Raw genomic sequence first — 23,178 nt, 5'->3', positions numbered from 1 at the left:
GCCTCAGTTACACCACGCCGAAGGACACGATCCTATCTTGCAGGCGCAGTGGAAGATAAGGGGCGCTATGCGCGCCCCTCTCCGAACTTCCAAACCGGGATGCCGAGCTGGCGAGCCTTGTCGACCAGGTTGTCGGTGATGCCTGAACCGGGGAACACGATCACACCTGTCGGCAAGGTGGCGAGCAGCTGGTCGTTACGCTTAAAGGGTGCCGCCTTGGCGTGCCGGGTCCAGTCCGGCTTGAAGGTAATTTGCACAACCTTGCGGTTTTCTGCCCATGAAGCCGCAATTCGTTCTGCTCCGCGGGGGTTGCCGCCATGCAGCAGCACCATGTCAGCGTGTTTTGCCCGGACCTTGTCGAGCACATCCCAGATCTTCTGGTGGTCATTACAGTCGAGCCCACCGGCAAAGGCAATCCTTGTTCCTGGCTGGAGGAGCGGCAGGGTTTCCGCGCGCCGCTTGGCCGCAAGATAGTCCCGGCTGTCGATAAGGGCTGCGGTGAGATGCTTGTGGTTGATCATGGAGCCAGCACGGGGACGCCAGGCCGAGCCTGTGCGCATCTCGAAGAGCTCAGCGGCTGTGTCGCGGAAGAACTCCATGCTGTCCCGCCGCTCCGAAAGGAGTTGCCCCTCCTCGATGAGATGCTCGAGGGCAACGGACTTTACCTCGGAACCATCCTGCTCAAGCTGACTGCGTTTCTGTGCGTCCTCGTTGCGGTCGAGCTGGCGCTGCATGCGATCGACTGTGCGGTGGAAGGTGTTGACTGTGGACCAGAGCAGGTTTTCGAGTTCGGGTTCGAGACAGGTGTCGGTCAGGGCCGCGCTAAGGACATCGAACATTTCGGCGAGCGTGCCGGTGACAGTCTGATCATCGGGCAGTGGGCGATGATCATGCTCCTCGCGGGTTGGCCGATAGCCGTAGAGCTCGAGATCACTGGTGACGCGGCTGGTCGGGGATTGGAGATGGTCGGGCTCGTTTGCTTCGGAAAGATCGAACATCATGATGAAGCTCCTTTGCTGCAGGCCGTACCGTTGCGGCCTTCCATGCGATCCCTTTGGCCGCCATCAAGATGGGCCTGCACCGGCAAGCGAACGCGCCGGCCGGAGCGCGGCGGAGGATGACGAAGGGCAGGTGTTTTGCCTGGCGATGCAAAGGGCCCGCAGGGTCCGGCGGAAAACACTTGCCCTTCGCCATTGCAGTCCCAGCCGATTGCGGCGCGATCGCTTGCTGGAAGGCCACTCACGGGTATGACACGCAAGCAAAGGCTGACCCTTGGGCTTGATTTGGCGCAGCGAGCTTAGGCACACGGGATTTCAGAGAGCCGTGTTTGGGGAGAGAACGGCGAATGCCCGGTCCTGTGGCGCGAGTTGATCCACAACTGACCTGCGCAGGACGTCAGTTCCCAGGCGTCGCAGATCGTCGTTGAAGTCGCCCAGCTGGGGCCGTAGCACCAAGACCTCAAGGCCCGATCCGCCTGCGTTCTGTCGCAGACGCTCCATCCCGGCCCGACCGGCTTGGTCATTGTCGCCAGCAAGATAAAGTTGCCGCACACCATGGGGCAAAATGAGCGCCCCCAAATGTCCGGCAGAAAGCCCTGCAATCATCGGCATGGAGGGCAATACGGTTCGAAGCGACAACATGGTTTCAAGCCCCTCGCCAGCCACCATCGTGGGCGCAGGAGTGTCAGTTGAAAAACCAAAGCGCACGCCATTCCCGAGAAGCTGACCCATAGCACGCCTGGGCGTCTTAACCTGAGCTTTGCCCGTACCGTCCGGGCTGAGCCAGGTGCGGTGCACACCGGTGACGTTTCCGGCATTGTCAGTGATTGCGGCGACAAGGGCGGGAAGCCGCGTCATTGTGCCGGTATGATCGCGATGAAAGCAGCTCGGATGGAAGCGGAGCATGGAGGCTCCACCCAAATGGGTGATTCCACGCCCTCGCAGATACCGCTCTCCAAGGGTTCCTTCGATCGATTGCGCCCGGGCAAAAAGACGACGCGCAGCTTCGGCCGACCCAGTGGTGGCGCGAATATGGCCAGCCTTACTCGTTTCGGTAGGTAGTTCCGCAGTGCCAAGGAAGCGATGCGCTTCGGCAGCGATCTCCCCGAACTTGGTCAAACCGCATACCTGAGCGATCAGGTCCAAAAGATCGCCATGTTCGCCAGTTTGGGCGTCCCGCCACTTCCCCGCCGCACCTGGGCCAGAAAGCGGCCCACTCAGTCGGACGTAGAGGGAGCGTCCAGGCACGTTGCCGACGTTTCCGACTGTCCAGTATCGCCCGGCTTTGGTACCGTTCGACAGATAGTGGCGGCACACTGGCTCGGCACGGTGCGCAAGCGCCTGCGCCAGCGCCGCCGCTGTCAGTTTTTCCAGCATAGCAGTACTCGCGTGAAGTGGGCACACCGGAGCGCTTGGCGCTCCGGTGCTGGAAGATGTCACTCGGCGGCAACCCCATGCATGACTTCGGGATCGATCTCGTCCTCATTCTGACCCTCATCCGATCTGGCGGGAATCTCGAATTCCTCCTCACCGCACGGGGGCACGGCGATGATCTCGACCGGCTCCTCGGCCGGGGTGCGCATGGGCTCAGGCAACCAACCGGTGCCGCTGAGCAGGCGCTCAGCTTCCACTGCCATCTCCGCCTTCTTCAGGTGTTCGATGCGTTGCGCGGACCGCTCGTCCTTGCCCTGGCGAACCGCGTCGAGAATTCGGGCCTTCGAAACGCGACCGAAGTAGTTTTCGGCAGTCGGCATCCAACCTGCTGCGCTCATATCGAGTGATGCAGCGCGCGCAACGTTGCTGGCACTCCGCTGCCGGCCCGAGTTGCGGTTCCATGGCTCGTGCTGAGCATTGATCCCGAGCGACACGCAATGGGCGAACAGCATGTGGCGGCTGTCGGTGTCGAGTTCAGATACAGCCGCCCACAAGCCCTTGGGATCGGTGGGCAACTGGGCTTGCCAGGCGCCATGTCGCGCAGCGATGGCTTTGGCTGGCAAAGTGTCGCCCAGCGCTGGAGCCTGCGACTGCAGGGTGGTGCTTCTCAGGCTCAGCTCTAGACAGGTTTCCTGACTTTGGTGGGGATAGAAAACCTGCAGGCACAAACCATGCAGCATGGTGAGAAAGGCCGCGCTCGGCTCATTGGCAAGCGCATCCCGCAAGGCCAACGTCCTGAAGGCCGTAAGCTCCAGCAGCAGTCGATCCGAGTGCGGGCGAACGGCGTCGTCGTCGTCCTCTGTGGCGCCAGGCGATATCGAGCCTTCGACCTCGCCGCCAAGCGGTCGGGGCCTGGTTCGTCCACTCCCCCCGGCTCGGCACCGCCGTTCGGCTCCTGGCTATCGCCGTTATCGTCACTTGGCCTCACTTCGTCCTCCGGACGGACGAAACCGCGCTCGACCCGAGCAGAGCCATCAGCATCAAGACTGATGAACACGCCAGCTCGGCCTATTTCCTCGGGGTCGTAGCGCAGTGGACGGTTATCGAGTTTGTCGAGAGCCGTCTCGATTTCGCCTAAGCGCTGATCGACTACTTCGGGGAGGTCGTCAGCACCGGCATACTGTTCCTGCAAACGTTCATACTCGTCCTTGAGAGCCTCCCGTGCGGCGCGCTCGTCAGCGGTCAGGTCGGTTGCCTCACCCCAGAGCGAACGCAGGCCATCGGCATGTCCGTAGGGGAAGTCGAGTGCAGCTTCCACCCAGAGCCACCCCTCAGTTTTGATTGCCTCGGCCTCACGCTCGAGCTTCTCGCGAGCCAAGGTCTCGAGCAAGGATGGTTCTTGGAGCCATCCACCATTGTCGGGCTCGAAGAGATCACGAACGATGGTGCCACCAGCGGCCTCATATGCACCGACCCCAACATAGAGTGCTCGGCGGTCGTCAGCTCGGATCGCCCCCTCCGTTAACATCCGCTTGATGTAGTATGGCTGCTTGTTCCAACCGGCGGCAATGGCCGCCCATACTTGTTGCTGTCGATCATGGTCATGGCTGACCGTGAAAGCCATCAGCTGCTCGAGAGTCATCTCGCCTTCTGCATAAAGCTCGAGCAGGCGCGGCGAAACCGCTGCAAGCTTGAGGCGCTGCTTGACGACGGCGACGCTGACGAACTGACGGGCGGCAATCTCTTCTTCCCCCAGGCCTTTCTCCTTGAGCTTGAGGAAGGCGCGGAACTGATCGAGGGGGTGCAGGTCCGCCCGCTCGATGTTTTCAGCCAGGGAGTCATCTTCGGCAATGCCGCTGTCCCGAATGACACATGGCACAGGCTGGGACTTGCTCATGCGCTTCTGCTTGACCAACAGTTCCAGGGCGCGGAAGCGCCGCCCACCTGCTGGAACTTCGAACATGCCGGTCTCTTTGCCCTCCCCGTCAACGATGGCCCGCACGCTGAGGCTCTGCAGGAGCGTGCGCTGGGCAATGCTTTCGGCCAGCTGCTCGATGGACAGGCCTGCCTTGACCTGACGGACATTGGCCTGGCTCAACACCAGTTGATTGAATGGAATGTCTCGCGAGGCGCTGAGGGTAATCTTCTGAACCGAGTTCGCCATCTGTTTGGATCTCCGGACGGGCTGGCCGGGAGCCTCTCTCCCGACCTCCTATTCCCGTCACTCAATCCCCCGCCGACCTCTCCCTCTGCCTGCCATCGGCGCCGGGTGAAGGGCTAGGCATTTCAGGCCGCCTGCCCTACGGCGCGGCTCGAAGACTCGGCAGCTGGCAGGAAGGCCATCAAATAGTCGGCTGCCTTGGACGCTGCGCTAGCAGCGCGGACAATGGCCCGATCGTCTTCTCGCAGGAGCTCGAGCCAGGCACCAACATAGTCGGCGTGCCGGACGGTTGGGATGATGCCGAGCGAAGCGCAGACGAAGGCGCCGGTGATCTCCGCGACAAGCTCCTCGCGAGCATAGCTCTTCGAGCCAAAGGAGCCGGTAAGATCCCGCTTCAGCCGAGAGCCGTGGCCGGTCCAGTGGCCCAGCTCATGAAAGGCGGTTCGGTGCCAGTTGATTGGCTCGAAAAAAGCCTGAGGCGGTGGAACCTGCACGAAATCATGGCTGGGACTGTAGTACGCTCTGGCGCCGCCGATACGAAAGTCCGCGGCAGTGGCGTCTATTAACATTTCAGCGGCAGGTACGATAAGGTCCGGCGGAAGCCGCGGCGCCGCTACGGCGATATCGGCAGGCAATCCGTCGCATTGTTCTATATTGAACACGGTGAAGCGCTTGAGAAAGGGGATACCGCGCCCCTCTTCGCTTGGCCGAACAGCTCTACGGTTCTCCCCCGGGATGAACCGGCTGGCATAAACGACAGTCGTACCACGTTCGCCTTTGCGCACGCTGCCCCCCAGGGCATGCGCCTGGCGAAAGGTCAGCCAGCTTTGCTTGGCATAGCCGCCCTCAAACACCGCGCCCCAGAGAATCAAGACATTGATGCCGGAATAGGGGCGGTTGGTGGTGGCGTTCCGCGGCAGATCGAGCGATGACAACGACCCTGGCTTACCCCAGGGTTGAACCCAGGGGAATCGCCCGGCCTCCAGTTCGGCGATGATGGTGTCGGTGATCTCCGCATAGATGTTGCTCCGGTCCTGGCGGGAAGCTGGTTTGGCTTGTGACATTGGGAAGGCTCCGCGACGGGCAGGCGCAAGTCGCTCTCGCGCCTTCCACACCGTCACGGATAGCACTGCAATTCTCTCACTCCCTGCCGCGAAGCCCACCGCAAGTGTCCCAGCCAACCACCTTTCACCTGGGCGGTAAAAGAAGCCGGAGCTCTGCTCCGGCCAAATCCTTTCACGACTTGAACGGATCAAATTCCTCAAGAATGGCGGCCTCGTCGCCGTCATAGTCTCTAGCTTCCATGATCGCGAACTCGCTACCGGCTCGAAAAAGGACCACGGAGACCATCAAGGTTTTGGCGAGGTGCCAGGCAGCTCTCCGGACGAGATTGATATCGTGCGACATTGTCGGGTTCCTGTGCTTTGGCGAGGTCCATCCCCGCTCGACAGCGCCCGAAGTGTTCATGAGCCGGATGCGATCACCGGAACGGCCTAGCTGTTCCGGCCGGACGCAGGCGTAGCGGACCTCTTGTGGGTTGATCGAAAATCCGGTGAAGGGACTAGGTAGCACAAGGAGAGCGGGGTGCCGCCTCAGCACGGGCCTAGCGTGGTGAATGCAGAGACGCTGGAAACGGGAGCCCACCAGGTAAGCAGGACCTGATAGGCAAGCCGGTAGAGGGGTGCAGCTATCCGCCTGGAAACCCATGACCTATGGGACCATAGCAGTGAAGCCCCCAAGTGCGACGAACCGGGCGGCCGCATGGGGACGCAAAAGCAGCCGCGACGGCTATACGGCGAGGCACGCAGCAAGCTGGGAATGCGGACGAAAAACAACTGCCCTGCGATAGAATGCCATTGAGCAAAGCGCTGTTGTCAGCGAGAACGGACTGGAGGAGAGCAATTCTCCGCAGCCGGTGTACGGGGATAAGGCAGTGGAGCACCGGGTCCCCCGATGCTCCTTGATACCTTTTAACTGGTATGGGTGTCTTGCGTTCGCTGCACTGTTTTGGTCCATGCGGCTTCGACAAAGCCCTCGCTCTGAGCTTGCCACTGAGTTGGTGGCCAGTCGATCCGATGTGCATTTCCGTTGTAGATCAGTAGCGCTCGGATGATCTCAGCTGGTGTGCCGGGATAGAAGTTACCCAGTTCACCGGCGAACTGCGCTGGTGAAAACACCGGATATTCGAGGGTATGCGAGACATACTTGCGCTTGTCATTCGCTTCGGGCAAGCGGTTCTCTTCGGTCACCGCAATCCGCCGATTGCCGAGCATCGTTGAGAGCGCTGTCGTTGCTTCTCCTGTCTCCTGCTTGCCGAAAATCTTGATCTGGAACAGGCTCTGGAGCGCCGACGCCTCTTCTCGGTAAATGCCCAGTTGCCCTAAGTGTTGGAGCAGAATTGTCACTGCAAGCCCCTGCTCGCGAGCAACGGAAAGGCTCTTGTCCATCTTTTCGATGCGCCCCAGAGAGTAAAATTCGTCGAGTACCATGGTGACCCTGGGGACAATGGTTCCCTTAGAGCGTGGAGCGGCAACCTGCTGGCAAATGCGCCGCAGCACCCCGCCGCAGACAGTTGTGGACAGAACCTCGAAGGCAGGGTGCGACTGCACGATCAGAACCTTCGGCCCCTTCCAACCGGGCGACAGCATAGCTTTGATGGAAAAGCGGCGGCTACGCGGCAACCTGCTCCACGCATAAGCCATGGGCCGCAAGGTCGTCAGAGCTCCCGAAATCAGCGTGGCAAGGACACTTTCCATGGTGCGCGAGAGCTCGTCGGGATTGCCCGTGGTGATCAGTGGGCTGGCATTGAGGTCGAGCTTGCCAATCATCTCAACAATTGCCTGATGCTCAGAGAGCACCACCTCAAGTAGCTGGCGCGGTCCCCATCGCTTTCCTCGTTGTTCAATCAGGGCGACGATCATGTCGATGAGAACCAACCGGGCGGTGTTGGAGAAGAACGACTCCTTGGCCTCCTCGATCACGGCTACAGCGAACTCGGCAGCCGCAGCGCGACCGTCGATATCGGCGCCGATGTCCCAGGCCCAACCATCCCGATGAGCAGGGGAAAGCAGGACGATGTCTTCCGTCCTGAAAGCCCTTGTGACATCACCCTTGGTGCAATGCAGAACAACTACATCGCCGCGCTCAATGGCCTGTTCTGCCAATGCAAAGCCGATATTGGACTTACCCGACCCGGTGGCGCCCGCGATGAGAATGTTCTTGCGCTCCAGCCGGTCGGTCAGGGCAATGAATGGGGCGATGAAGATGCCTCGCCCGGACTTGGCTCCTGCGTCCCTGGCAAAAGCCCGCTTCAGCGCAATCTCGGCGGCTTCCTCGTAGTGGATCTTGGGGTCGGCCGGATTGAGCAGCCGGAAGGGTTCGGAGACGGGCGTTGTCCGCCAGAACTGAACGCCCACGACAATGCCGGCGATGCCCCCGATAAGGAGCGCCAGGTGGAGGCGGAACCAGAAGGCGTCGTCGATCTCTCCACGCCAGTACTGCTCAAGCACCCGCAGGGATGCGGAGGGAGCATGACTCTTTCCCCAGACGTCGTAGATAGGGACCGCCAGCATAAGGGCAGCGAAGGCGATCGTAGCGAAGATGACGGACCAGATCAGGCTTGCAAGCACGGCGTTGGCGGGATGCTTGCGCGGCGTAAAGCCGACGTTGAGCTTATCGAAGCACATGAGAAATTCCTTGCAGGAAGCCGATGAGCGCGTTGAGGAGCTCTCGATCTTGATGGAAGTGCAAAAGGGTACTGGCTGCGAGGGTGAGGGTAAGCGCGACGTACAAGCCGACTTTCACCGCTCGCATTCCGTACCTGGACCGTTCCTTCTGGCGCTGATCCGACCAGGTTTCGGCGCTAATCAGCAAGGGTGCCCCGCTGTCGGATCTTGGAGCCGTTGCAGCGTTCTGGTTTTCGGATTTAGCGGCCGCCTCCTGGACCGTCTTGAATTGACTGTCCAGCTGCCTGCGCAGAACCTTGAAGAAATAGGCCTGACCTGCAGGTCCCAGGGTCCGCAGCACCCTCGGGCTCACGGGAGCACCCTCCTCGATGCACCGAGCTGCCATCCTGCGGGCCCTCCGCCCAATCTCCAGGCGAGCTTCGCGGTCGTTGCGGGCAACGTCCGCATCGGAGGGAAGCGCCGGGGGTGTCCCCGGCGCTCCCTTTGCTCCATTGTCAGGGTTGTCAGACATCGCCGTTCCCCTTTGCGGCAAGCACCAGAATGCTCTCGATCTGCGCTTGCATATGCTTGAAGAAGCGGGTGACTTGACCCCGTGCCAGCTTGAACTCGCCGGTGTTCATGCCGAACATTGCGGCGCCTTCTTCCGCCTCGAGCGCCATCACCTTGAGAAAGCGCGTGCCGGATTCCTCAAAGGGTTGCCAGAAGTCGGTCAGGAGCGCCGGCATGACGAGCCGCGGAGATCCAGCCACCAGCGGCAACAGTTCGGATTCGAACAGCCGCCGTGCCGGACTTGAAGCGCTCAGTTGCTCAATCCGGCCACGGTCATGGAGATTCTCCACCAGCACTAGACGAACGTTCGGGACAGCTTCGGTCATGCGTCGCCAGGTCATGGCTGCGCCGAGAATGGACTCGGGGTCTGCCTGCACTGGAACCGCGGCCAACATGGGCAGCTTCCAGGTGTCGAGATCTGCACTGAGCTCGATATCGGTGAAGAACCCAGCGAGCCTTTCAACTTCCCGGGCACCACCGTCGAGCAGCACTGAGGTGCCGGTCTTTCGCGCCTGCTCGCATGCAGAATAGAGCGGGGTGTAGGCGGTTCGCAGCAACGAAGGCTGGGTGAGCAGGAGATCGGGATCAGGCTGGAGATCGACGACGCGGGTACCCAGCATCTGCTGGAGCCGGGGCTTGTCGTCTGCCTGGAAGACGACGTAAGGCTGGCTTGCAAGCGTCAAGACGTCTGCGAGCACAGTCATGAAGGTAGTCTTGCCGACAGCCGATTCCTGGCTGATGGCGCAGAGCAGTGCCGGCAGGGACACGCTCATCTTGGTTGGCTTTTGAGCCATGGTCGATAACTCCTGGTTACTCTCGAATCCGAGTTCGAGTGCCCCCAGCAAAGCAGTATTTCCAACCGTGTAGCGCGGAAGCCAATTCGCAGGTTTTTGGGACCCGGCGGCGCCACTCCTCGGAGGGCGCGCAACGACTGACCCTTCCTGTCAAACGTCATCGGAGCTTAGCGATCTGCGAATTGGCTTCCGCGCTACCGAGCGATGGATAGGCTTAGTGGAGATCCTCCAATTCGGAGGTCTTCATGGTCGCGAGCATCGCAGCCGGCACCACAGCACAGTATTATCTGAGCCGCACAGAATACTATCTGGACGACCGCGAACCACAGGGCATCTGGGTCGGTGGAACAGATTTCGGCATCACAGCCGGTCAAGTGGTGCAAGCAGAGCTCTTCGAGCGCCTTCATGGAGCGCTCGATGAAAACGGGCGCTCCCTGCTCACCAACGACGGCAATCGCGTCGAGCAGGTCGGCGGCTACGACATCACCTTTTCCAGCCCCAAGTCGATGTCCCTGCTCTGGGGCATCGCCGGCGGCGAACTGCGTGAGCAACTGGAAGCGGTTCAACAGGGTGCGGTGCAAACCGCCATCAGAATGCTCGATGAAAACGCCGCCTTCTGCCGGCGCGGCCACGGCGGGCAGCAGTTAGAGAAGGTCTCGCTCAGCGTTGCCGCTTTCCAGCATGGCGAGGCGCGCCCGGCGCTGCATAGCGACGGCCAGACGTTCGCGGATTGTGCCCTGCACACGCACGCTATTTGCTTGTCACTGGCCACACGGGCCGACGGCAGTGTTGGCCGTATCGACGGCAGAGTTCTGTTCGCGTGGAAGATGGCCGCTGGCGCGCTCTACCACAGGGCCCTCGCTCAGGGTTTGCGCGAGCTGGGCTTCGGTATCGAGGTGACCGGATCAAACGGCATCTTCGAGGTGGCCGGCGTTGACCCTGAGCTCTGCGCCTATTTTTCGGCGCGGCGCCAAGAAATCACCGATGAACTTGCCGAACTGGGTATCACAACTGCCGACGCTCCAGCCTTGGCTGCGGCCAAGGCACTCAGCACGCGCCAGTCCAAGCGGCAAATTGAGGGTATCGAGCGCCATGAGTTCTGGCGCGATAAGTGCCGCGAGCTTGGGCATGCGCCCGAGCAGATCGTGGAGCGAGCGCGTACCTGGAAGTTGGACCGATCCATTGATCTGGATCGGACCCTTGATGAAGCAGACCCTGCAAGCACGCTGCTCAATGACGTCCTTGCGCAACTGACGGACCGCGCGAGTACCTTCGAGCGCCGGCATCTGGTTGCCGCGGTGGCAGCGGCTCTGGTCGAGGACAACGGCACCTTCTCTTTGGCGGACGCTCTCGCCCGTCTCGAAAGGGAGGGCCGTGTCGTCACACTCGCTGAGGATGCCTGGGGTCACGCGATCTATTCGACGCCTGAGGTGATCGCGCTTGAGCAGGGATTGTTTGCCCGAGCCGAGCACATCGCCGCCATCGCAGTCGAACCGCCGCCGGTCAATCGCGTCGAAGAACTCCTGGGATCGTTCGGCCTTAATCCCGAACAAGCCGCCGCCGCACGCAGCGCGTGCGCGGCAAGAGCATTGTCTATCATCGAAGGCGGCCCTGGAGTGGGCAAGACCACTCTGCTGGCGCCGGTTGCGCAGGTTTGGCAGGATCACGGCTGGCGCGTGATTGGCGCTTCAACTGCCTGGAAGATCGCCAATCAGCTTCATGATGATCTCGGTATCGAATCTCGAGCCGTGGACAGTTGGATTGCCCGCGCTGAGCACGACCAAGAGTTCCTCACTGATAAGACAGTGCTGCTGGTAGACGAAGCAGGTCTGATGACCAGCAAGCAGATGGACCGCCTGCTCGTAGAGGTGGAAAGTGCTCGGCGAGCCGGACGCCAGGTCGCTGTCCGCTTGATTGGTGATCGCCGGCAATTGCAGCCGATCGGCGGCCCAGGTTTGCGCATCGTGGCCGATGCACTTGGCGTCGAGCGCGTCGACACCATTGTGCGCCAACGCCATCAGTGGGCGCGAGAAGCCGTAACCGCCCTCGGCCAGGGCAAGGCGCCAGACGCTCTCGCAGCGTTTTCCCAACACGACAACCTTCACCTTTGCGCCAGTCCCCGAGAGACGGTGACTCAGCTCGCAAACGCCTGGGACCGGCACTGCGCACAGCATGGTGAAGGCACGGCGCTGATGATCGCCAAGTCCAACCGGCAAGTGCTGGCGCTTAACGCTGCGGCCCGAGCCCTACTCCGTGCCAGAGGCGAGATCGACACCAGCTCCGAAACGGCATTCGAGGCGACCACCCCCTCCGGACAAACCCATAGCATTGCGTTGGCACGGGGCGATTCAGTGCGCTTCCTGCAGCGCAATGATGCCCTGGGCGTCATCAACGGCACCATCGGAACAGTTGTGCAGGTGGACCGAACCGGCCTCGATCAGACCGAGATCGTTGTCAAGGTCGGCTCCCGCAAGGTGCGGTTCTCCCCAGAGGAGTACTCCGACGACAAGGCCCGCCTGCAGCTCGTCCATGCCTATGCGACCACCTGCTACGGCGCGCAGGGGCTGACCACAGAGCAGGCCTTCGTTCTGGCCGAGCCAAGTATGGACCGGCACGACATCTTTGTCGCGGCGAGCCGTGCCCGCGAGGCTACCCATCTGTTTGTGGACCGCAAGGCACTCGACGTTCATGTCAAAGCAAAGCGGTTGTTGAGTGAGCGAGGACGTGCTGTCGATGACGACGAGCGCCTCTCCGTTCTGAGTTCCGCGTTCAGCACCTCAAGGTTGAAGGTGTCGACGCTCGACTATCTGAAGCCGACGCAGCAAGTCGATCGGGTCGCTGAAACCAAGCTGGTCAGAACGCCGTCGCGGGAGCTTTCCCGTGAGTAAGCGCGCGCTCAACCCATCTCGCTCGCAAGTTCCGGGATCAGAAACAGCGAAAGCACTGGCGGTCAACCCGACCGGGGCACCGACTGTGGTTGACTGTTGGACCGAGCATGTCCCGGTGACCGACAAAGAGCTGGAGACTATCGAAACCTACCTCGGAGAAGCACTTGATAGTCTCCTCCAAGACTGGAAAACTGCTGCTCGATCAAAGAGAAAGACATAAGAAATGACCGCAATTTCGCCCGCTGGCGCATTCGAGCCCCAGGTCTTGGAGGCACCCGTGCGTGCCTGCGCCTACCTGCGCGTGTCGACGGGGCGCCAAGCGGAATCCGACCTCTCCATCCCCGATCAACGCAAGCAGATTTCCGGCTTTTGCATCACCAAGGGCTGGCGGTTCGTGGGAGAGTTCGTTGAGCCCGGCGCGTCGGCTACCGACGACGTGCGCCCCGAATTCCAGAAGATGATCGAACGCGCACTAGATGACGATCGGCCGTTCGATGTTATTCTCGTCCACAGCTACAGCCGTCTGTTCCGCGATTCCTTCGGACTGGAAATGTACATCCGCAAGCTCGCGAAAGCCGGTGTGCGGGTAGTCTCGATTACGCAGGAGCTGGGCGATGATCCTGCTCAGGTAATGATGCGGCAGGTGATTGCGCTTTTTGACGAGTATCAGAGCCGCGAGAACGGCAAGCATGTGCTGCGCGCCATGCGCGAGAATGCTCGTCAGGGCTTTTACAACGGCTCCCCGGTGCCGCTGGGCTATCGGACTGAAGAGGTGGAAAAGCGCGGCGCCCGCGTTAAGAAGCGACTTGAAGTTGATGCGGTCGAGGCCGAACTCGTGCGGCTGATTTTTAAGCTGTACCTGCAGGGGGACGGCAAGTCGGGTCCCCTTGGCGTCAAGGAAGTCGTCAAGCGTCTCAACCAGCAAGGATATCGCACCAAGCGCAATGCGCGCTTCGGCGTCGGGACCTTGCATGGCATTTTGACCAACACCGTCTATATCGGACAGTGGGTTTTCAACAAGCGGTGTTCCAAGACGCTGCAGGCGAAGCCTAGTTCGGAACACATCATCGTCGAGGTGCCGCCTATCATAGAGCGCACCACATTCGATGCGGTGCAGGACACTCTCAAGGCCAAGAACCCAAAGACCACGCCACCGCGGGTGACGACAGGACCCATCCTCCTCACGGGCCTTGCTGTTTGTGCCAGTTGCGAGGGAGCAATGACCCTTCGCACCGGGACTTCCAAGAATGGCAAGGTGCATCGCTATTATACCTGCTCGACCTGTGCGCGAGTGGGCAAGTCTGCTTGCAAGGGGCGCTCCATCCGGATGGACACACTGGACGACCTTGTGGTTCAGCACCTCTCCCATCGGCTGTTCACAACCGAGCGGCTGGCAAGCCTGCTCAGCTCCTTGGGTGAGCGACGGGCGCAAAAGGCTGCCGAAGTCGAAGGCAGAATCTTACGCCTGCAAGCTGACAAGACCGAGGCAGAAGATAAGCTGCGGCGCTTGTATCGGATGATTGAAGAAGGTGTCGCCGAGCTCGATGATATCCTGCGAGATCGCATCACCGAGCTCAAGAACCAGCGCGAGAAAGCTGAAGCGGCGCTTGACCGCATCCAGACGCACACCGGCAACCCGCCAGTTGTTCCGCTTGAACTGGTGGAACGCTTCGGACGCATGATGCGGGAAAACATTGCAAACGGAGAGATTCCGTTTCGCAAGGCCTACATCCGCTCCGTGGTCGATCGCATCGAGGTCGATGACGAGGTCGTCAGAATTGTCGGAGACAAGGCAACGCTGGAACAAGTTATTGCTGGGAAGTCCGGCACTTTTGGTGTTCGCAGTTTTGAACGGAAGTGGCGCGCCCGAAGAGATTCGAACTCCTGACCCCCAGATTCGTAGTCTGGTGCTCTATCCAGCTGAGCTACGGGCGCGCATGCCGACTTGGCGGCGAGCTTGAGGCGGAGCGCGAAGTGCTCATTGGCCTGAAGCGGCGCCACCCATACATGGGCCATTCCGGCTTGGCAAGAAGGCGCAGCGAGTTTTTATCCCGCTACCCCAAACTACTCCACAACCCGTAGCCCACTGGGCAGGCTGAGCTCGAACCGGGTGCCGCGCTCGACTTCGGCTAGGCTCAACTGGCCGCCATGTGCCTCAGTGATTTCGCGCGCAATCGCTAGGCCCAGGCCGGTGCCCCCCGCGCGCGCTGAGCCTTCAAACGCCACAAAGAGATTGTCCCGCGCCCGTGGCGGCAAGCCCGGCCCGGTATCGGCAACAAACAGCACCAGCCGGTCCTCGCCCTCGGCAAACCCAACCGTCACCACTGCGTCGGTGAGATTGCCAGCGGCGCCCTCCAGCGCCTCACGGGCATTCTTAAGGAGGTTGACAAAGACCCGGCCCAACTGCCCCGCATCGATGTTCAGCACCAGCTCCTCGGGTACCATATTGGCAAAGCGGATGTCCGGATGGCCCACCAGGCGGGCGTCGAAGGCGGCATCGTCCACCAGGGCCCGCATACCGACCGGGGCAAGTACGGGTAATGCCGCCGTCTCGCGCCCGTAGTCGATCACCGACTGGGCAAAGCCGATGGCCTTGTCGAGTGTTGTCACTAGGCGCGGCGCCAGGCGCTGCACCTTGGGATCGTCCAGTGTCGCCACCTGGTCCGAGAGCAATTGCGCCGAGGTCAGCGTGTTGCGCAGATCATGGTTGATCTTGGCGACCGCTAGCCCCAGATCGGCCAAATGCCGCCGCTGCCGCAGCATGGAAAAGAGCTCTGCCTCCATGGCCGCGAGTTCCTGCTCGGCAATGCCGATCTCGTCGCGGCGATGCGACGGATCGATGATAAGAGCAGCATTTTCCGGCGCCTGCCGAAACGCCAGCATATTGGCGGTGAGCCGTCGAATGGGATGCACGAACAGCGAGCTGGCGAGCAGGTAAAGGGCCACCGCGGTGATCGCCGCAATGGCCAGGCTCACCCAGGCAATCTGGCGCGAATAGGCCAGCATGTCCTGCCGCAACGGCCATTCAGGCATCAGCAGTTCCACCATACTGGCATTGATGTCGCCCTCGCCCACAATGCGCAGAGTGCGGCCCGGTCCGGCAAACAGCGTGTCGAAAGCTCCCCCGATCAGGCTGAACAGGTCACGCTGGCGCATATCGGCCGTGACAACCGCTGCGGGCGTCACCGGCTCAGCTAGTTCGATCAGCTGGCTCTGCCCTTCCCGCCGGTAAACGATGGCATAGGCGCCCGCCGAGGTCAGCAGTCTATCGGTGAGGTTGCGCGGCAGCGCCATCACGTCGGGCACCGCATCCAGCACCCGCGCCGCCACCACGCCCACGCGCAGCCGGTCCTCCAGCCAATTGGCCCGGAAAATCGCAAGCGAGGGAAGGTAGACCACGACCTCGACAAGGAGGATCACCCCCATAATGGTGGCGATCAGCTTGATCGAAAGTCCGGAGAACCGGCCGGGGAGAACGCTGCGCTTGGCTTTCATCCCGGCCATTATAGGGGAGCGCGATTCCGGCGGAACCCCCTCCCAGGCGGCTCTCCCCAAAAACGCATTCTAGGGCAGCAGCCTGCGCAGCCGCCGTGGCTTGGCTGGCTGCCCGGACAGGTAGATGGCTCCGAGCTCCACCAGCACTTGGGCTAGGCTGGGATGCGGCAGGACCAAACGGCTGAGCCCAGCAGCATCGAGGCCGCGCTCCATGGCCATGGCGAGGGAAGCGATGGTTTCTCCGGCCCCCGCGCCAACGACCCCACCGCCCACAATGGCGCCTTTTTTGTCGACCAGGAGCTTGGCCGAGCCGAAGGGGCTCGCCAGCGCCAGAGCGGCTTCGTTCTCCGCCAGGCTCGCGCGCACCACCGCTTCGCCGGCACGAGCTTCGATGTGCGGCGTCAGCCGCCCCACTTGCGCCAATGCTGGCGCGGTGCCGACATAGCGGGGCACGCCAAGCGGATCGAACTGCCCGCCCTTGCCCCCAAAAATGCGGTCGAGCACGATCTCGCCCTGGTGCTCCGCCCCGTGCGGGGTGAATTCGCCAGCCATGCCGCCGATCACACTGACGCGCCAGTTCGAACTGCGTCCCTTGCCATTCAGCGCCAGGCGCTCGGGATGCTGGCGATCGCGCTTGAGGCGCGCTGCAGCAAGCCACTCGCCATCGATCTCGGCGGTGCGTCCGCTGGCAACCAGGAGATGGGAGGCGTCGAGCTTGCCTTCACTGCCATCGGCATGGCGAATGCTGACGCCGATGCCTTGGTTGCGCTTCTGGATAGCCGTGACGTCCGCCCCTTCGATGATGGTGAGGCCTTCTTCCCCCAGCGCCCGCACCAGCAGCGCCACCAATTCGGGGTCGAACTGGGTCAGCAACCCGCCCTGGGGCACCAGCGTCACCTCCGAGCCGAGCCGGCAATAGGCCTGCGCCAGTTCCAGCGCCTCGGGCGTCCCGCCGATCACAACCAGATGGGTGAGCTTGCGCACATTCTCAAGCAGTGTGTCGGGCGTGAAAAACGGCACGTCCGCCAACCCGGGAAGTTCGGGAATGGCTGGACGGCTGCCCCCGGCAAGGACAAATTGTCCGGCCTTGACAAGACTATCTCCCACACTGAGGGTGGCTCCGTCCGTGAAGCGCGGCTCCCCAGTGAGATAGGTGATGCCCAAAGCCTCGAGCCGCTCCTGGCTATCACGCGGGGCGGCGCTGGCGGCGCAGGCCGCAGCATGTTCGCTGATCGCGTGGAAATTGTGCTTTGGCTCGGTGGCAACCAGCCCGACCTTTTCGGCGTGTCGCAGGGCATGAGCCCGTGCGGCGCTCGCCAGCAGCGCCGCCTTTGCCAGCCGCGCCTGCGGACCATCTCCCGGTTCCTCGCCCCGATCAACCAGGACCACCGAGCCGCCGCGGCGGCTCGCATTGATGGCGATGCCGAGGCCCAAGGCGCCCGCGCTCACGATACAGAGGTCTGGTTTAATGATGCCGGCCATGCCACCCAAGGCGTAAAGAAGGTTATGGCGGGACTTATGCGGTCTCGTCACAGCGATGACAACTGCAGATTGTTGTGCCGGATGGGCATCTCTCGCGCGTTGACTTGCGGCCGGCTTTTCCCTATAGACCCCCGCAACCCCACACCCATGGCGCGCCGCGCTCACGTGTGACCGAAATTCTTGCGAGAGCAGCAAACAAGAGGAACCGCGCCCGACGCGGTTTGATGTCATGAAGCGTACTTACCAGCCTTCCAAGCTCGTGCGTGCCCGTCGCCACGGTTTCCGCGCCCGCATGGCGACCAAGGACGGCCGTGCGATTCTCAATCGCCGCCGCAACCAGGGCCGCAAGAAGCTCTCGGCCTAAGGCCGTCTGGCCGGATGACGGCCATGGAGCAGCCGACCCGCACCTTGCGCCGGCTCACCAAGCGTTCCCAGTTCTTACGGGCTGCCCGGGGCAATCGCGCCGGGCGGTCTGCGTTTGGGCTGCAGGCAGCGCCAGCCGACGATCCGGTGCCCGGCATTGGCTTTACCGTCACCAAGAAGACGGGCAATTCTCCCGAGCGCAATCGCATCAAGCGCCGCCTTCGTGCGGCTGTGACAGCATGCGCCGATGACTTTCGCGACCATCATGACTATGTGCTGGTCGGCCGAAGGGAAGCGTTGAGCGAGCCCTTCAGCAAGCTGGTTGCCGATCTGGGGGCGTCCGTCGGGCGCGTGCACAATCCCAGGCCGAGCGGCGAACGCTCCACCACCCCTGGCCGCGGCCCACGGAACTCCCGACCATGAACGATAATCGCAATGTGATCCTCGCCATCGTACTCAGCATGATCGTGCTGTTCGGCTGGCAGTACTTCATTGCTGGACCGCAACTCGAGCAGGCGCAGCGCCAGGCCGAGATCGCCGCGCAGCAGCAGGCCGCACAGGATCCGGCTCTGGCCACGCCCGCCGCTGATGCCGTGCCAGGCACCGCTGCCTCCCCCCAGACGGTCAATGGCGTGCAGATCTACGCCGAGCGTACCGAAGCAATTGCCGCGAGCCCGCGCGTCGAGATCGACACGCTGGACCTGCATGGTTCGATCAACCTGACCGGCGCGCGTCTCGATGATCTCGAACTCAAGCAGTATCGCGAGACCACTGACCCCGCTTCGCCCATCATTACGCTGCTGACCCCGTCCGGGGCGCCAAACGCCTATTTCGTCGAACAGGGCTGGGTGCCCGCTGCTGGCGCCGAAGTCGATGTGCCTACGGCTCAAACCGTGTGGTCGGTCGAGGGCGAGAACACCGTTCTTTCCGCCGAGAACCCGGTGACCCTGGTCTGGGATAATGGCGAAGGCCTGATCTTCCGCCGCACCTTCTCGGTCGATGAGCATTATCTGTTCACCGTCACGCAGACCGTCGAAAACCAGACCGAAGGCGCGGTCGCTCTTTATCCCTACGCCCGCGTGGAGCGGCAGGGTACGCCCCAGGTGCAGAACTTCTTCATTCAGCATGAAGGCCTGCACGGCGTCTTGGGTGCCAACAATCTGGTGTCGCGCAAATATGGCGACCTGCAGAACGATCAGCAGATCACCTACGAAAACACCACCGGCTGGCTTGGCTTCACCGATAAATACTGGGCCACCGCTGTCTTGCCGCAGCCCGGACAGACCATCAACGCCCGCTTCAACTGGCGCAATCCCGGCGCCTATGACGAGTACCAGACGAGTTTCGTCGAGACTGCTCCGGTTGTGGTTCCTCCAGGCGGTGCAGCCAGCAACGAGACCTATGTCTTCGCCGGCGCCAAGGAAGAGGCGGTCATCACCTCCTACGAGCAGCAATACGGCTTCGACCGGCTCGAACTGCTGATCGACTGGGGCTGGCTGCACTTCATCACCAAGCCGATGTATTACCTGCTGAACTTCCTCTACGGGATCCTCGGCAATTTCGGCCTCGCCATCTTGGCGGTGACGGTGATCGTCAAGGCGATCTTCTTCCCGCTGGCGAACCGCTCCTATGCCTCCATGGCCGCCATGCGGCGCGTCCAGCCCGAAATGAAGGCCATCCAGGAGCGCCTCAAGGACGACCGGCCGGCCCAGCAGCAGGCCATGATGGAGCTTTATCGCAAGGAAAAGATCAATCCGGTCTCGGGCTGCTGGCCCATCCTGATCCAGATCCCGGTCTTTTTTGCGCTCTATACCGTGATCTTCATCAGCCTAGACATGCGCCACGCGCCGTTCTTTGGCTGGATCCGCGACCTTGCAGCACCCGATCCGACCAACATCTTCACCCTCTTTGGTCTTATCCCCTGGGACCCAACCGTTATCCCGATCCTGGGCGGCTTCCTCCATCTGGGTGTCTGGCCGGTCATCATGGGTATCACCATGTGGGTGCAGATGAAGCTCAACCCGCCGCCACCCGATCCGACCCAGGCGATGATCTTCAACTGGATGCCGGTGATCTTCACCTTCATGCTGGGCACCTTCCCGGCGGGTCTGGTGATCTACTGGGCCTGGAACAACACCCTCTCGGTGGCACAGCAATGGTTCATCATGAAGCGCCACGGCGCCGAGGTGAACTTGTTCGGCAACATCGTCGACAGCTTCCGCCGGAAGCCCAAGCCGGCCGAAACCACCAAATAAAGACAGGGGCGCCGCAAGGCGCCCTCTTCTTTTACCCCTTGGCTACCAAGGGCGCGGCTTGGCTGCTAAACCATGCCGCGCCCCCGCCGCCAGCGCCACGAACCTGAAAGAGACCCATGCAGCCTGAACTCAGCCAATACCCACAAGAGATCGTCGAACGTGGGCGCCTGATCTTTGCGCGGCCATTCCTCTTCGTGAAGGGCTGTGTCCGTCTCGACGACCTGCCCCCCATGGATAAAATCGAGATCGCCTTTGCGGGTCGCTCCAATGTCGGCAAGTCCAGCCTGATCAATGCCCTGGTGGGCATGTCCGGTCTCGCCCGCACCTCCAATACTCCAGGCCGGACGCAGGAACTCAACATCTTCGAGTCCCAGAGCGAAGAACTGCGCATCGTCGACATGCCAGGCTATGGCTACGCCAAGGCGCCCGAGGACAAGGTGCGGGCCTGGACCCGCCTCATCCATCAATATCTGACCGGCCGGGCCACCTTGCGTCGCGTCTATGTGCTGGTCGATGGTCGCCACGGCCCCAAGGACAATGACCTCACCGTAATGAACGAACTCGACCGGGCAGCGGTGAGCTATCAGGTGGTCCTGACCAAGGCCGACAAGCCGCTCAAGAAAGACCTCGACAAGGTGATTGCCGCCACCCAGGCGGCCATCGCCAAGCGCCCCGCCGCCCACCCGCATGTGATGCTGACCTCGTCCGAAAAGGGCACCGGCCTTGCCGAGCTGCGTGCGGAAATCGCGATGTTGCTGGAAAGCTGAGCCTTACCGTTCTTTGAGGAAACGAGCGATATACCCAGCGACTTCGCGGCTGTCCGATGGCGTCGTCGCCGAAGCAATGGCACGCTCCACCACCTCGTCAGGCGCCCGGCCCCGCCGCAGTTCCGCCAGCGCCAACATGTAGTCGTCATCGAATTCAGGATGCGGCTGAAAGCTCAATGCCGCACCATTGCGATAGACCAGGCCAGCATTAGGGGTGAATTCGGAAGCCAGGATCACCTCGGCCTCCTCTGGCGGCGTAATCACCTGGTCCTGGTGCGAGCAGGCCACCGAGAGCAGCGTCGGAGCTGCCCGCATGAACTCGGGCGTGGCTTTGACTGCATAGGAGTGCCGCCCCAGGCCCCAGCCCTTTTCGCTCTTGCGGACATCACCACCCAGCGCATCAGCCATGATCTGGTGCCCAAAGCAGATCCCCAGCATCGGCGTCTTTTTGGCGTAAGCATCGCGGATGAACTCGCGTAGCGGCTCCATCCAGGGGAAGTCATCGTAAACGCCAGCCGAGGAGCCGGTCAGCACGACCCCCTCGAGCGCGCCGGCGTCCGGCAGCGGCTCGCCCTCGGAAACCTTCACCACCTCGTAGGCGAAGCTCCGGCCCGTCTGGTCGAACATGCGCTCGAACATGCCAGGATAGGGCCCGAAGCGGCCGCGTAGCGTCTCGGGCACTTCGCCCGTTTGAAGAATGGTGAGTTTCATGGGAGGGAGCATCGCGATGGCATTGCCATCCACATAACGGCAACGGCCGGCCCGGGGCAATCCCGGACCGGCCGCTGCAAATCAGGCTTGCGTTGGACTAGTTGCTGCCGTCGTTCGGGCGAGCCTTGTCGCCACCTTCGCGGTCGTCCTTCATCTTGGCGTCGCCGGGAACCTGGCCGAAATTGGTACCGCCCAGATGGCCGCCAGTGCTCATTTTGTCCACTTTAGATTTGCTATCTTGAGCCTTGTCGGTGCTTTCCTTGCTCATAGTCGTACTCCTTGTTGTGGGAGTCCAACCAGCGGGGCGCACTGATCGTTCCGCTCTGGAGCGCTTGTGATCGCTAGGCCGTCGCTGGCACGAAGTTCAGCGCTACGCCATTGATGCAGTAGCGCAGCCCGGTCGGCTGTGGACCGTCTTCGAACACATGTCCCTGGTGCCCGCCGCAACGCGAGCAATGCACTTCGGTACGGGTCATGAACATGGACTCGTCGACCGATGTGCCCAGGGCGTCCTCAAGGTAGGTGTAAAAGCTCGGCCACCCGGTCCCGCTGTCATATTTCGTTGCCGAATCGAACAGCGCCTGGTCGCACCCGGCACAATGAAAAGTGCCAGCGCGCTTCTCGTCATTGAGCGGCGAGGTGTAGGGGCGCTCCGTGCCATGCTGGCGCAGCACGTCATAAGCGGCCGGCTCCAGCCGAGCGCGCCACTCTTCTTCGCTGAGCTCGAAGGGGAAGCTGCCTTCGGCGGCGTGGCTGTCGCTCATTGGCCGCAGGACGGCAAAAGCCGAGAGCGCCGCCAGCGCCGAGCCACCCAAAAGCAGATTACGTCGGGCAATAAGCATGTCGAATACCTTCCCAGAAAAAGAACGGCCCCGCGGCTGGGCCGCCGAGGGGAGCGGCGAGCGCGCGGAGCCTAGGTTTGACGGCCATTCTATGCTTGAGGGCAGCATTTAGCGCGTCAAACTATGGTGAGGACCCGTGGAGGAAACCGGGTCCTCGAGGTTTGCCCCTTACGAAGCGGGGGTCAGCACGGCGTCGATGACGTGGATCACGCCGTTAGACTGGATCACGTCGGCAATGGTCACATTGGCAGTCGTGCCGTTTTCGTCGGTCACCGTGACAGTGTCGCCATCAACGGCCAGGGTCAGCATGCAGCCGCCAACGGTCTCGACCATATGCTCACCGCCGTCTTCCTCAACCATCGACACGATGTCGGTGGACAGAGCACGGGCCGGGATCACGTGGCAGGTGAGGATCTCGGTCAGCTGATCCTTGTTTTCTTCCATCAGCAGCGTATCGACGGTGCCGGCTGGCAGGGCGTCAAAAGCCGCATTGGTCGGGGCCAATACGGTGAACGGGCCTTCGCCCGACAGCGTCTCGACAAGACCAGCAGCCTGGACGGCTGCAACCAACGTGGTGTGGTCAGCCGAGTTCGCAGCGTTCTCGACGATGTTCATCGCCGGGTCCATGGCTGCGCCGCCAACTTCAGGATTGTCCTGAGCGTAAACGGCGGAAGCGCCGAACATGGAAGCGGAAAGCATGGTGGTAACGGCTAGGGTGCGAAGATTGATATTCATTGTTCTGTTCCTTCCTCATATTTCGTCCCCGATTATCGTTCGGGACATGAGGAGATACGGAAGATGAATTCATCCAGT

19 protein-coding genes, 1 tRNA gene and 1 pseudogene are annotated in these 23,178 nt (G+C 61.8%); 6 read left to right on the top strand and 15 right to left on the bottom strand.

Features of this window, described 5'->3' with window-relative positions:
• Nucleotides 1-65: 65 nt before the first annotated feature.
• The 8 genes and pseudogenes from QOV41_RS03115 to QOV41_RS03080 form a co-directional block, all read right to left on the bottom strand.
• Nucleotides 66-1,001, bottom strand: coding sequence for a DUF2493 domain-containing protein (locus tag QOV41_RS03115; RefSeq protein WP_284579450.1), 936 nt, complete (start codon nt 999-1,001; stop codon nt 66-68).
• A gap of 312 nt (nt 1,002-1,313) precedes the next feature.
• On the bottom strand, nt 1,314-2,372 hold the full coding sequence (locus tag QOV41_RS03110; protein WP_415926764.1) for a DUF7146 domain-containing protein: 1,059 nt from the start codon (nt 2,370-2,372) through the stop codon (nt 1,314-1,316).
• Between the two features lie 62 nt (nt 2,373-2,434).
• A pseudogene (locus QOV41_RS03105) lies at nt 2,435-4,536 on the bottom strand (ParB/RepB/Spo0J family partition protein).
• Between the two features lie 122 nt (nt 4,537-4,658).
• Nucleotides 4,659-5,597, bottom strand: a complete 939-nt coding sequence (locus QOV41_RS03100) for an ArdC family protein (RefSeq protein WP_284579446.1) — start codon at nt 5,595-5,597, stop codon at nt 4,659-4,661.
• Between the two features lie 172 nt (nt 5,598-5,769).
• On the bottom strand, nt 5,770-5,940 hold the full coding sequence (locus tag QOV41_RS03095; RefSeq protein WP_284579445.1) for a hypothetical protein: 171 nt from the start codon (nt 5,938-5,940) through the stop codon (nt 5,770-5,772).
• Between the two features lie 563 nt (nt 5,941-6,503).
• Nucleotides 6,504-8,219 carry a type IV secretory system conjugative DNA transfer family protein gene (locus QOV41_RS03090; RefSeq protein WP_284579444.1) on the bottom strand — a complete coding sequence of 572 codons (1,716 nt, stop codon included), beginning with the start codon at nt 8,217-8,219 and terminating at the stop codon, nt 6,504-6,506.
• Nucleotides 8,206-8,571: a hypothetical protein gene (locus QOV41_RS03085; protein ID WP_284579442.1), complete on the bottom strand. Its 366-nt coding sequence runs from the start codon at nt 8,569-8,571 to the stop codon at nt 8,206-8,208. Before QOV41_RS03085 ends, QOV41_RS03090 begins: the two co-directional genes overlap by 14 nt.
• A 151-nt stretch (nt 8,572-8,722) precedes the next feature.
• The gene (locus tag QOV41_RS03080) at nt 8,723-9,562 is read right to left on the bottom strand and encodes a hypothetical protein (protein WP_284579441.1); all 840 of its coding nucleotides are present in this window, start codon (nt 9,560-9,562) and stop codon (nt 8,723-8,725) included.
• A 245-nt stretch (nt 9,563-9,807) separates the two neighbouring features.
• Here QOV41_RS03080 and mobF point away from each other — a divergent pair, with 245 nt between their 5' ends.
• Both mobF and QOV41_RS03070 read left to right on the top strand, forming a co-directional pair.
• Nucleotides 9,808-12,450 (top strand): MobF family relaxase, encoded by a 2,643-nt coding sequence (gene mobF, locus QOV41_RS03075; RefSeq protein ID WP_284579439.1) that lies wholly within the window; start codon nt 9,808-9,810, stop codon nt 12,448-12,450.
• A 223-nt stretch (nt 12,451-12,673) separates the two neighbouring features.
• Complete coding sequence (locus QOV41_RS03070) at nt 12,674-14,338, top strand: recombinase family protein (protein WP_284579437.1); 1,665 nt, start codon at nt 12,674-12,676, stop codon at nt 14,336-14,338.
• Here the strand turns inward: QOV41_RS03070 and QOV41_RS03065 are convergent.
• From QOV41_RS03065 to QOV41_RS03055, 3 genes are all read right to left on the bottom strand, one after another.
• A tRNA-Arg gene (locus QOV41_RS03065) sits at nt 14,309-14,385 on the bottom strand. The genes QOV41_RS03070 and QOV41_RS03065 overlap by 30 nt on opposite strands.
• A 129-nt stretch (nt 14,386-14,514) precedes the next feature.
• Nucleotides 14,515-15,954, bottom strand: coding sequence for a sensor histidine kinase (locus tag QOV41_RS03060; protein WP_284579435.1), 1,440 nt, complete (start codon nt 15,952-15,954; stop codon nt 14,515-14,517).
• Nucleotides 15,955-16,014: 60 nt separating this feature from the next.
• Entirely contained in the window at nt 16,015-17,427 is a 1,413-nt protein-coding gene (locus QOV41_RS03055) for an FAD-dependent oxidoreductase (RefSeq protein WP_284579433.1), read from the bottom strand.
• 229 nt (nt 17,428-17,656) lie between these two features.
• Between QOV41_RS03055 and rpmH the strand changes: the two genes are divergently transcribed.
• The 4 genes from rpmH to yihA all read left to right on the top strand — a co-directional run bounded on the left by rpmH (nt 17,657) and on the right by yihA (nt 20,812).
• The gene (gene rpmH, locus QOV41_RS03050; RefSeq protein ID WP_284579432.1) at nt 17,657-17,791 is read left to right on the top strand and encodes a 50S ribosomal protein L34; all 135 of its coding nucleotides are present in this window, start codon (nt 17,657-17,659) and stop codon (nt 17,789-17,791) included.
• 23 nt (nt 17,792-17,814) lie between these two features.
• Nucleotides 17,815-18,213 (top strand): ribonuclease P protein component, encoded by a 399-nt coding sequence (rnpA, locus tag QOV41_RS03045; protein WP_284579431.1) that lies wholly within the window; start codon nt 17,815-17,817, stop codon nt 18,211-18,213.
• Entirely contained in the window at nt 18,210-20,045 is a 1,836-nt protein-coding gene (gene yidC, locus QOV41_RS03040; RefSeq protein ID WP_284579429.1) for a membrane protein insertase YidC, read from the top strand. Before rnpA ends, yidC begins: the two co-directional genes overlap by 4 nt.
• Before the next feature lie 116 nt (nt 20,046-20,161).
• Complete coding sequence (gene yihA, locus QOV41_RS03035) at nt 20,162-20,812, top strand: ribosome biogenesis GTP-binding protein YihA/YsxC (protein ID WP_284579427.1); 651 nt, start codon at nt 20,162-20,164, stop codon at nt 20,810-20,812.
• 3 nt (nt 20,813-20,815) lie between these two features.
• Here the strand turns inward: yihA and QOV41_RS03030 are convergent, their stop codons facing one another.
• The 4 genes from QOV41_RS03030 to QOV41_RS03015 all read right to left on the bottom strand — a co-directional run bounded on the left by QOV41_RS03030 (nt 20,816) and on the right by QOV41_RS03015 (nt 23,064).
• A complete protein-coding gene (locus QOV41_RS03030) occupies nt 20,816-21,523 on the bottom strand; it encodes a type 1 glutamine amidotransferase (protein WP_284579426.1) in 708 nt (235 codons plus the stop codon).
• 97 nt (nt 21,524-21,620) lie between these two features.
• The gene (locus QOV41_RS03025; RefSeq protein WP_284579425.1) at nt 21,621-21,791 is read right to left on the bottom strand and encodes a hypothetical protein; all 171 of its coding nucleotides are present in this window, start codon (nt 21,789-21,791) and stop codon (nt 21,621-21,623) included.
• A gap of 73 nt (nt 21,792-21,864) precedes the next feature.
• Nucleotides 21,865-22,359 (bottom strand): peptide-methionine (R)-S-oxide reductase MsrB, encoded by a 495-nt coding sequence (gene msrB / locus QOV41_RS03020; RefSeq protein WP_415926763.1) that lies wholly within the window; start codon nt 22,357-22,359, stop codon nt 21,865-21,867.
• A gap of 174 nt (nt 22,360-22,533) precedes the next feature.
• Complete coding sequence (locus QOV41_RS03015) at nt 22,534-23,064, bottom strand: fasciclin domain-containing protein (RefSeq protein WP_284581162.1); 531 nt, start codon at nt 23,062-23,064, stop codon at nt 22,534-22,536.
• Nucleotides 23,065-23,178 lie beyond the last annotated feature (114 nt).

This window comes from Devosia sp. RR2S18 (assembly GCF_030177755.1).
Taxonomy (GTDB): Bacteria; Pseudomonadota; Alphaproteobacteria; order Rhizobiales; family Devosiaceae; genus Devosia; species Devosia rhizosphaerae.
Note: the sequence above shows the minus strand (reverse complement) of the source record. Positions and strands in the feature narration are given on the sequence as shown.

What these genes read in the sequence shown, in the direction of transcription:
- QOV41_RS03055 (WP_284579433.1), bottom strand. Translation starts at nt 17,427, where the DNA reads ATGGCCGGCATCATTAAACCAGACCTCTGTATCGTGAGCGCGGGCGCC.
- QOV41_RS03025 (WP_284579425.1), bottom strand. Translation starts at nt 21,791, where the DNA reads ATGAGCAAGGAAAGCACCGACAAGGCTCAAGATAGCAAATCTAAAGTG.
- mobF (WP_284579439.1), top strand. Translation starts at nt 9,808, where the DNA reads ATGGTCGCGAGCATCGCAGCCGGCACCACAGCACAGTATTATCTGAGC.
- yidC (WP_284579429.1), top strand. Translation starts at nt 18,210, where the DNA reads ATGAACGATAATCGCAATGTGATCCTCGCCATCGTACTCAGCATGATC.
- QOV41_RS03030 (WP_284579426.1), bottom strand. Translation starts at nt 21,523, where the DNA reads ATGAAACTCACCATTCTTCAAACGGGCGAAGTGCCCGAGACGCTACGC.
- QOV41_RS03095 (WP_284579445.1), bottom strand. Translation starts at nt 5,940, where the DNA reads ATGTCGCACGATATCAATCTCGTCCGGAGAGCTGCCTGGCACCTCGCC.
- rpmH (WP_284579432.1), top strand. Translation starts at nt 17,657, where the DNA reads ATGAAGCGTACTTACCAGCCTTCCAAGCTCGTGCGTGCCCGTCGCCAC.
- QOV41_RS03090 (WP_284579444.1), bottom strand. Translation starts at nt 8,219, where the DNA reads ATGTGCTTCGATAAGCTCAACGTCGGCTTTACGCCGCGCAAGCATCCC.
- QOV41_RS03100 (WP_284579446.1), bottom strand. Translation starts at nt 5,597, where the DNA reads ATGTCACAAGCCAAACCAGCTTCCCGCCAGGACCGGAGCAACATCTAT.
- QOV41_RS03080 (WP_284579441.1), bottom strand. Translation starts at nt 9,562, where the DNA reads ATGGCTCAAAAGCCAACCAAGATGAGCGTGTCCCTGCCGGCACTGCTC.
- rnpA (WP_284579431.1), top strand. Translation starts at nt 17,815, where the DNA reads ATGGAGCAGCCGACCCGCACCTTGCGCCGGCTCACCAAGCGTTCCCAG.
- QOV41_RS03115 (WP_284579450.1), bottom strand. Translation starts at nt 1,001, where the DNA reads ATGATGTTCGATCTTTCCGAAGCAAACGAGCCCGACCATCTCCAATCC.
- QOV41_RS03015 (WP_284581162.1), bottom strand. Translation starts at nt 23,064, where the DNA reads ATGCTTTCCGCTTCCATGTTCGGCGCTTCCGCCGTTTACGCTCAGGAC.
- QOV41_RS03070 (WP_284579437.1), top strand. Translation starts at nt 12,674, where the DNA reads ATGACCGCAATTTCGCCCGCTGGCGCATTCGAGCCCCAGGTCTTGGAG.
- yihA (WP_284579427.1), top strand. Translation starts at nt 20,162, where the DNA reads ATGCAGCCTGAACTCAGCCAATACCCACAAGAGATCGTCGAACGTGGG.
- QOV41_RS03060 (WP_284579435.1), bottom strand. Translation starts at nt 15,954, where the DNA reads ATGGCCGGGATGAAAGCCAAGCGCAGCGTTCTCCCCGGCCGGTTCTCC.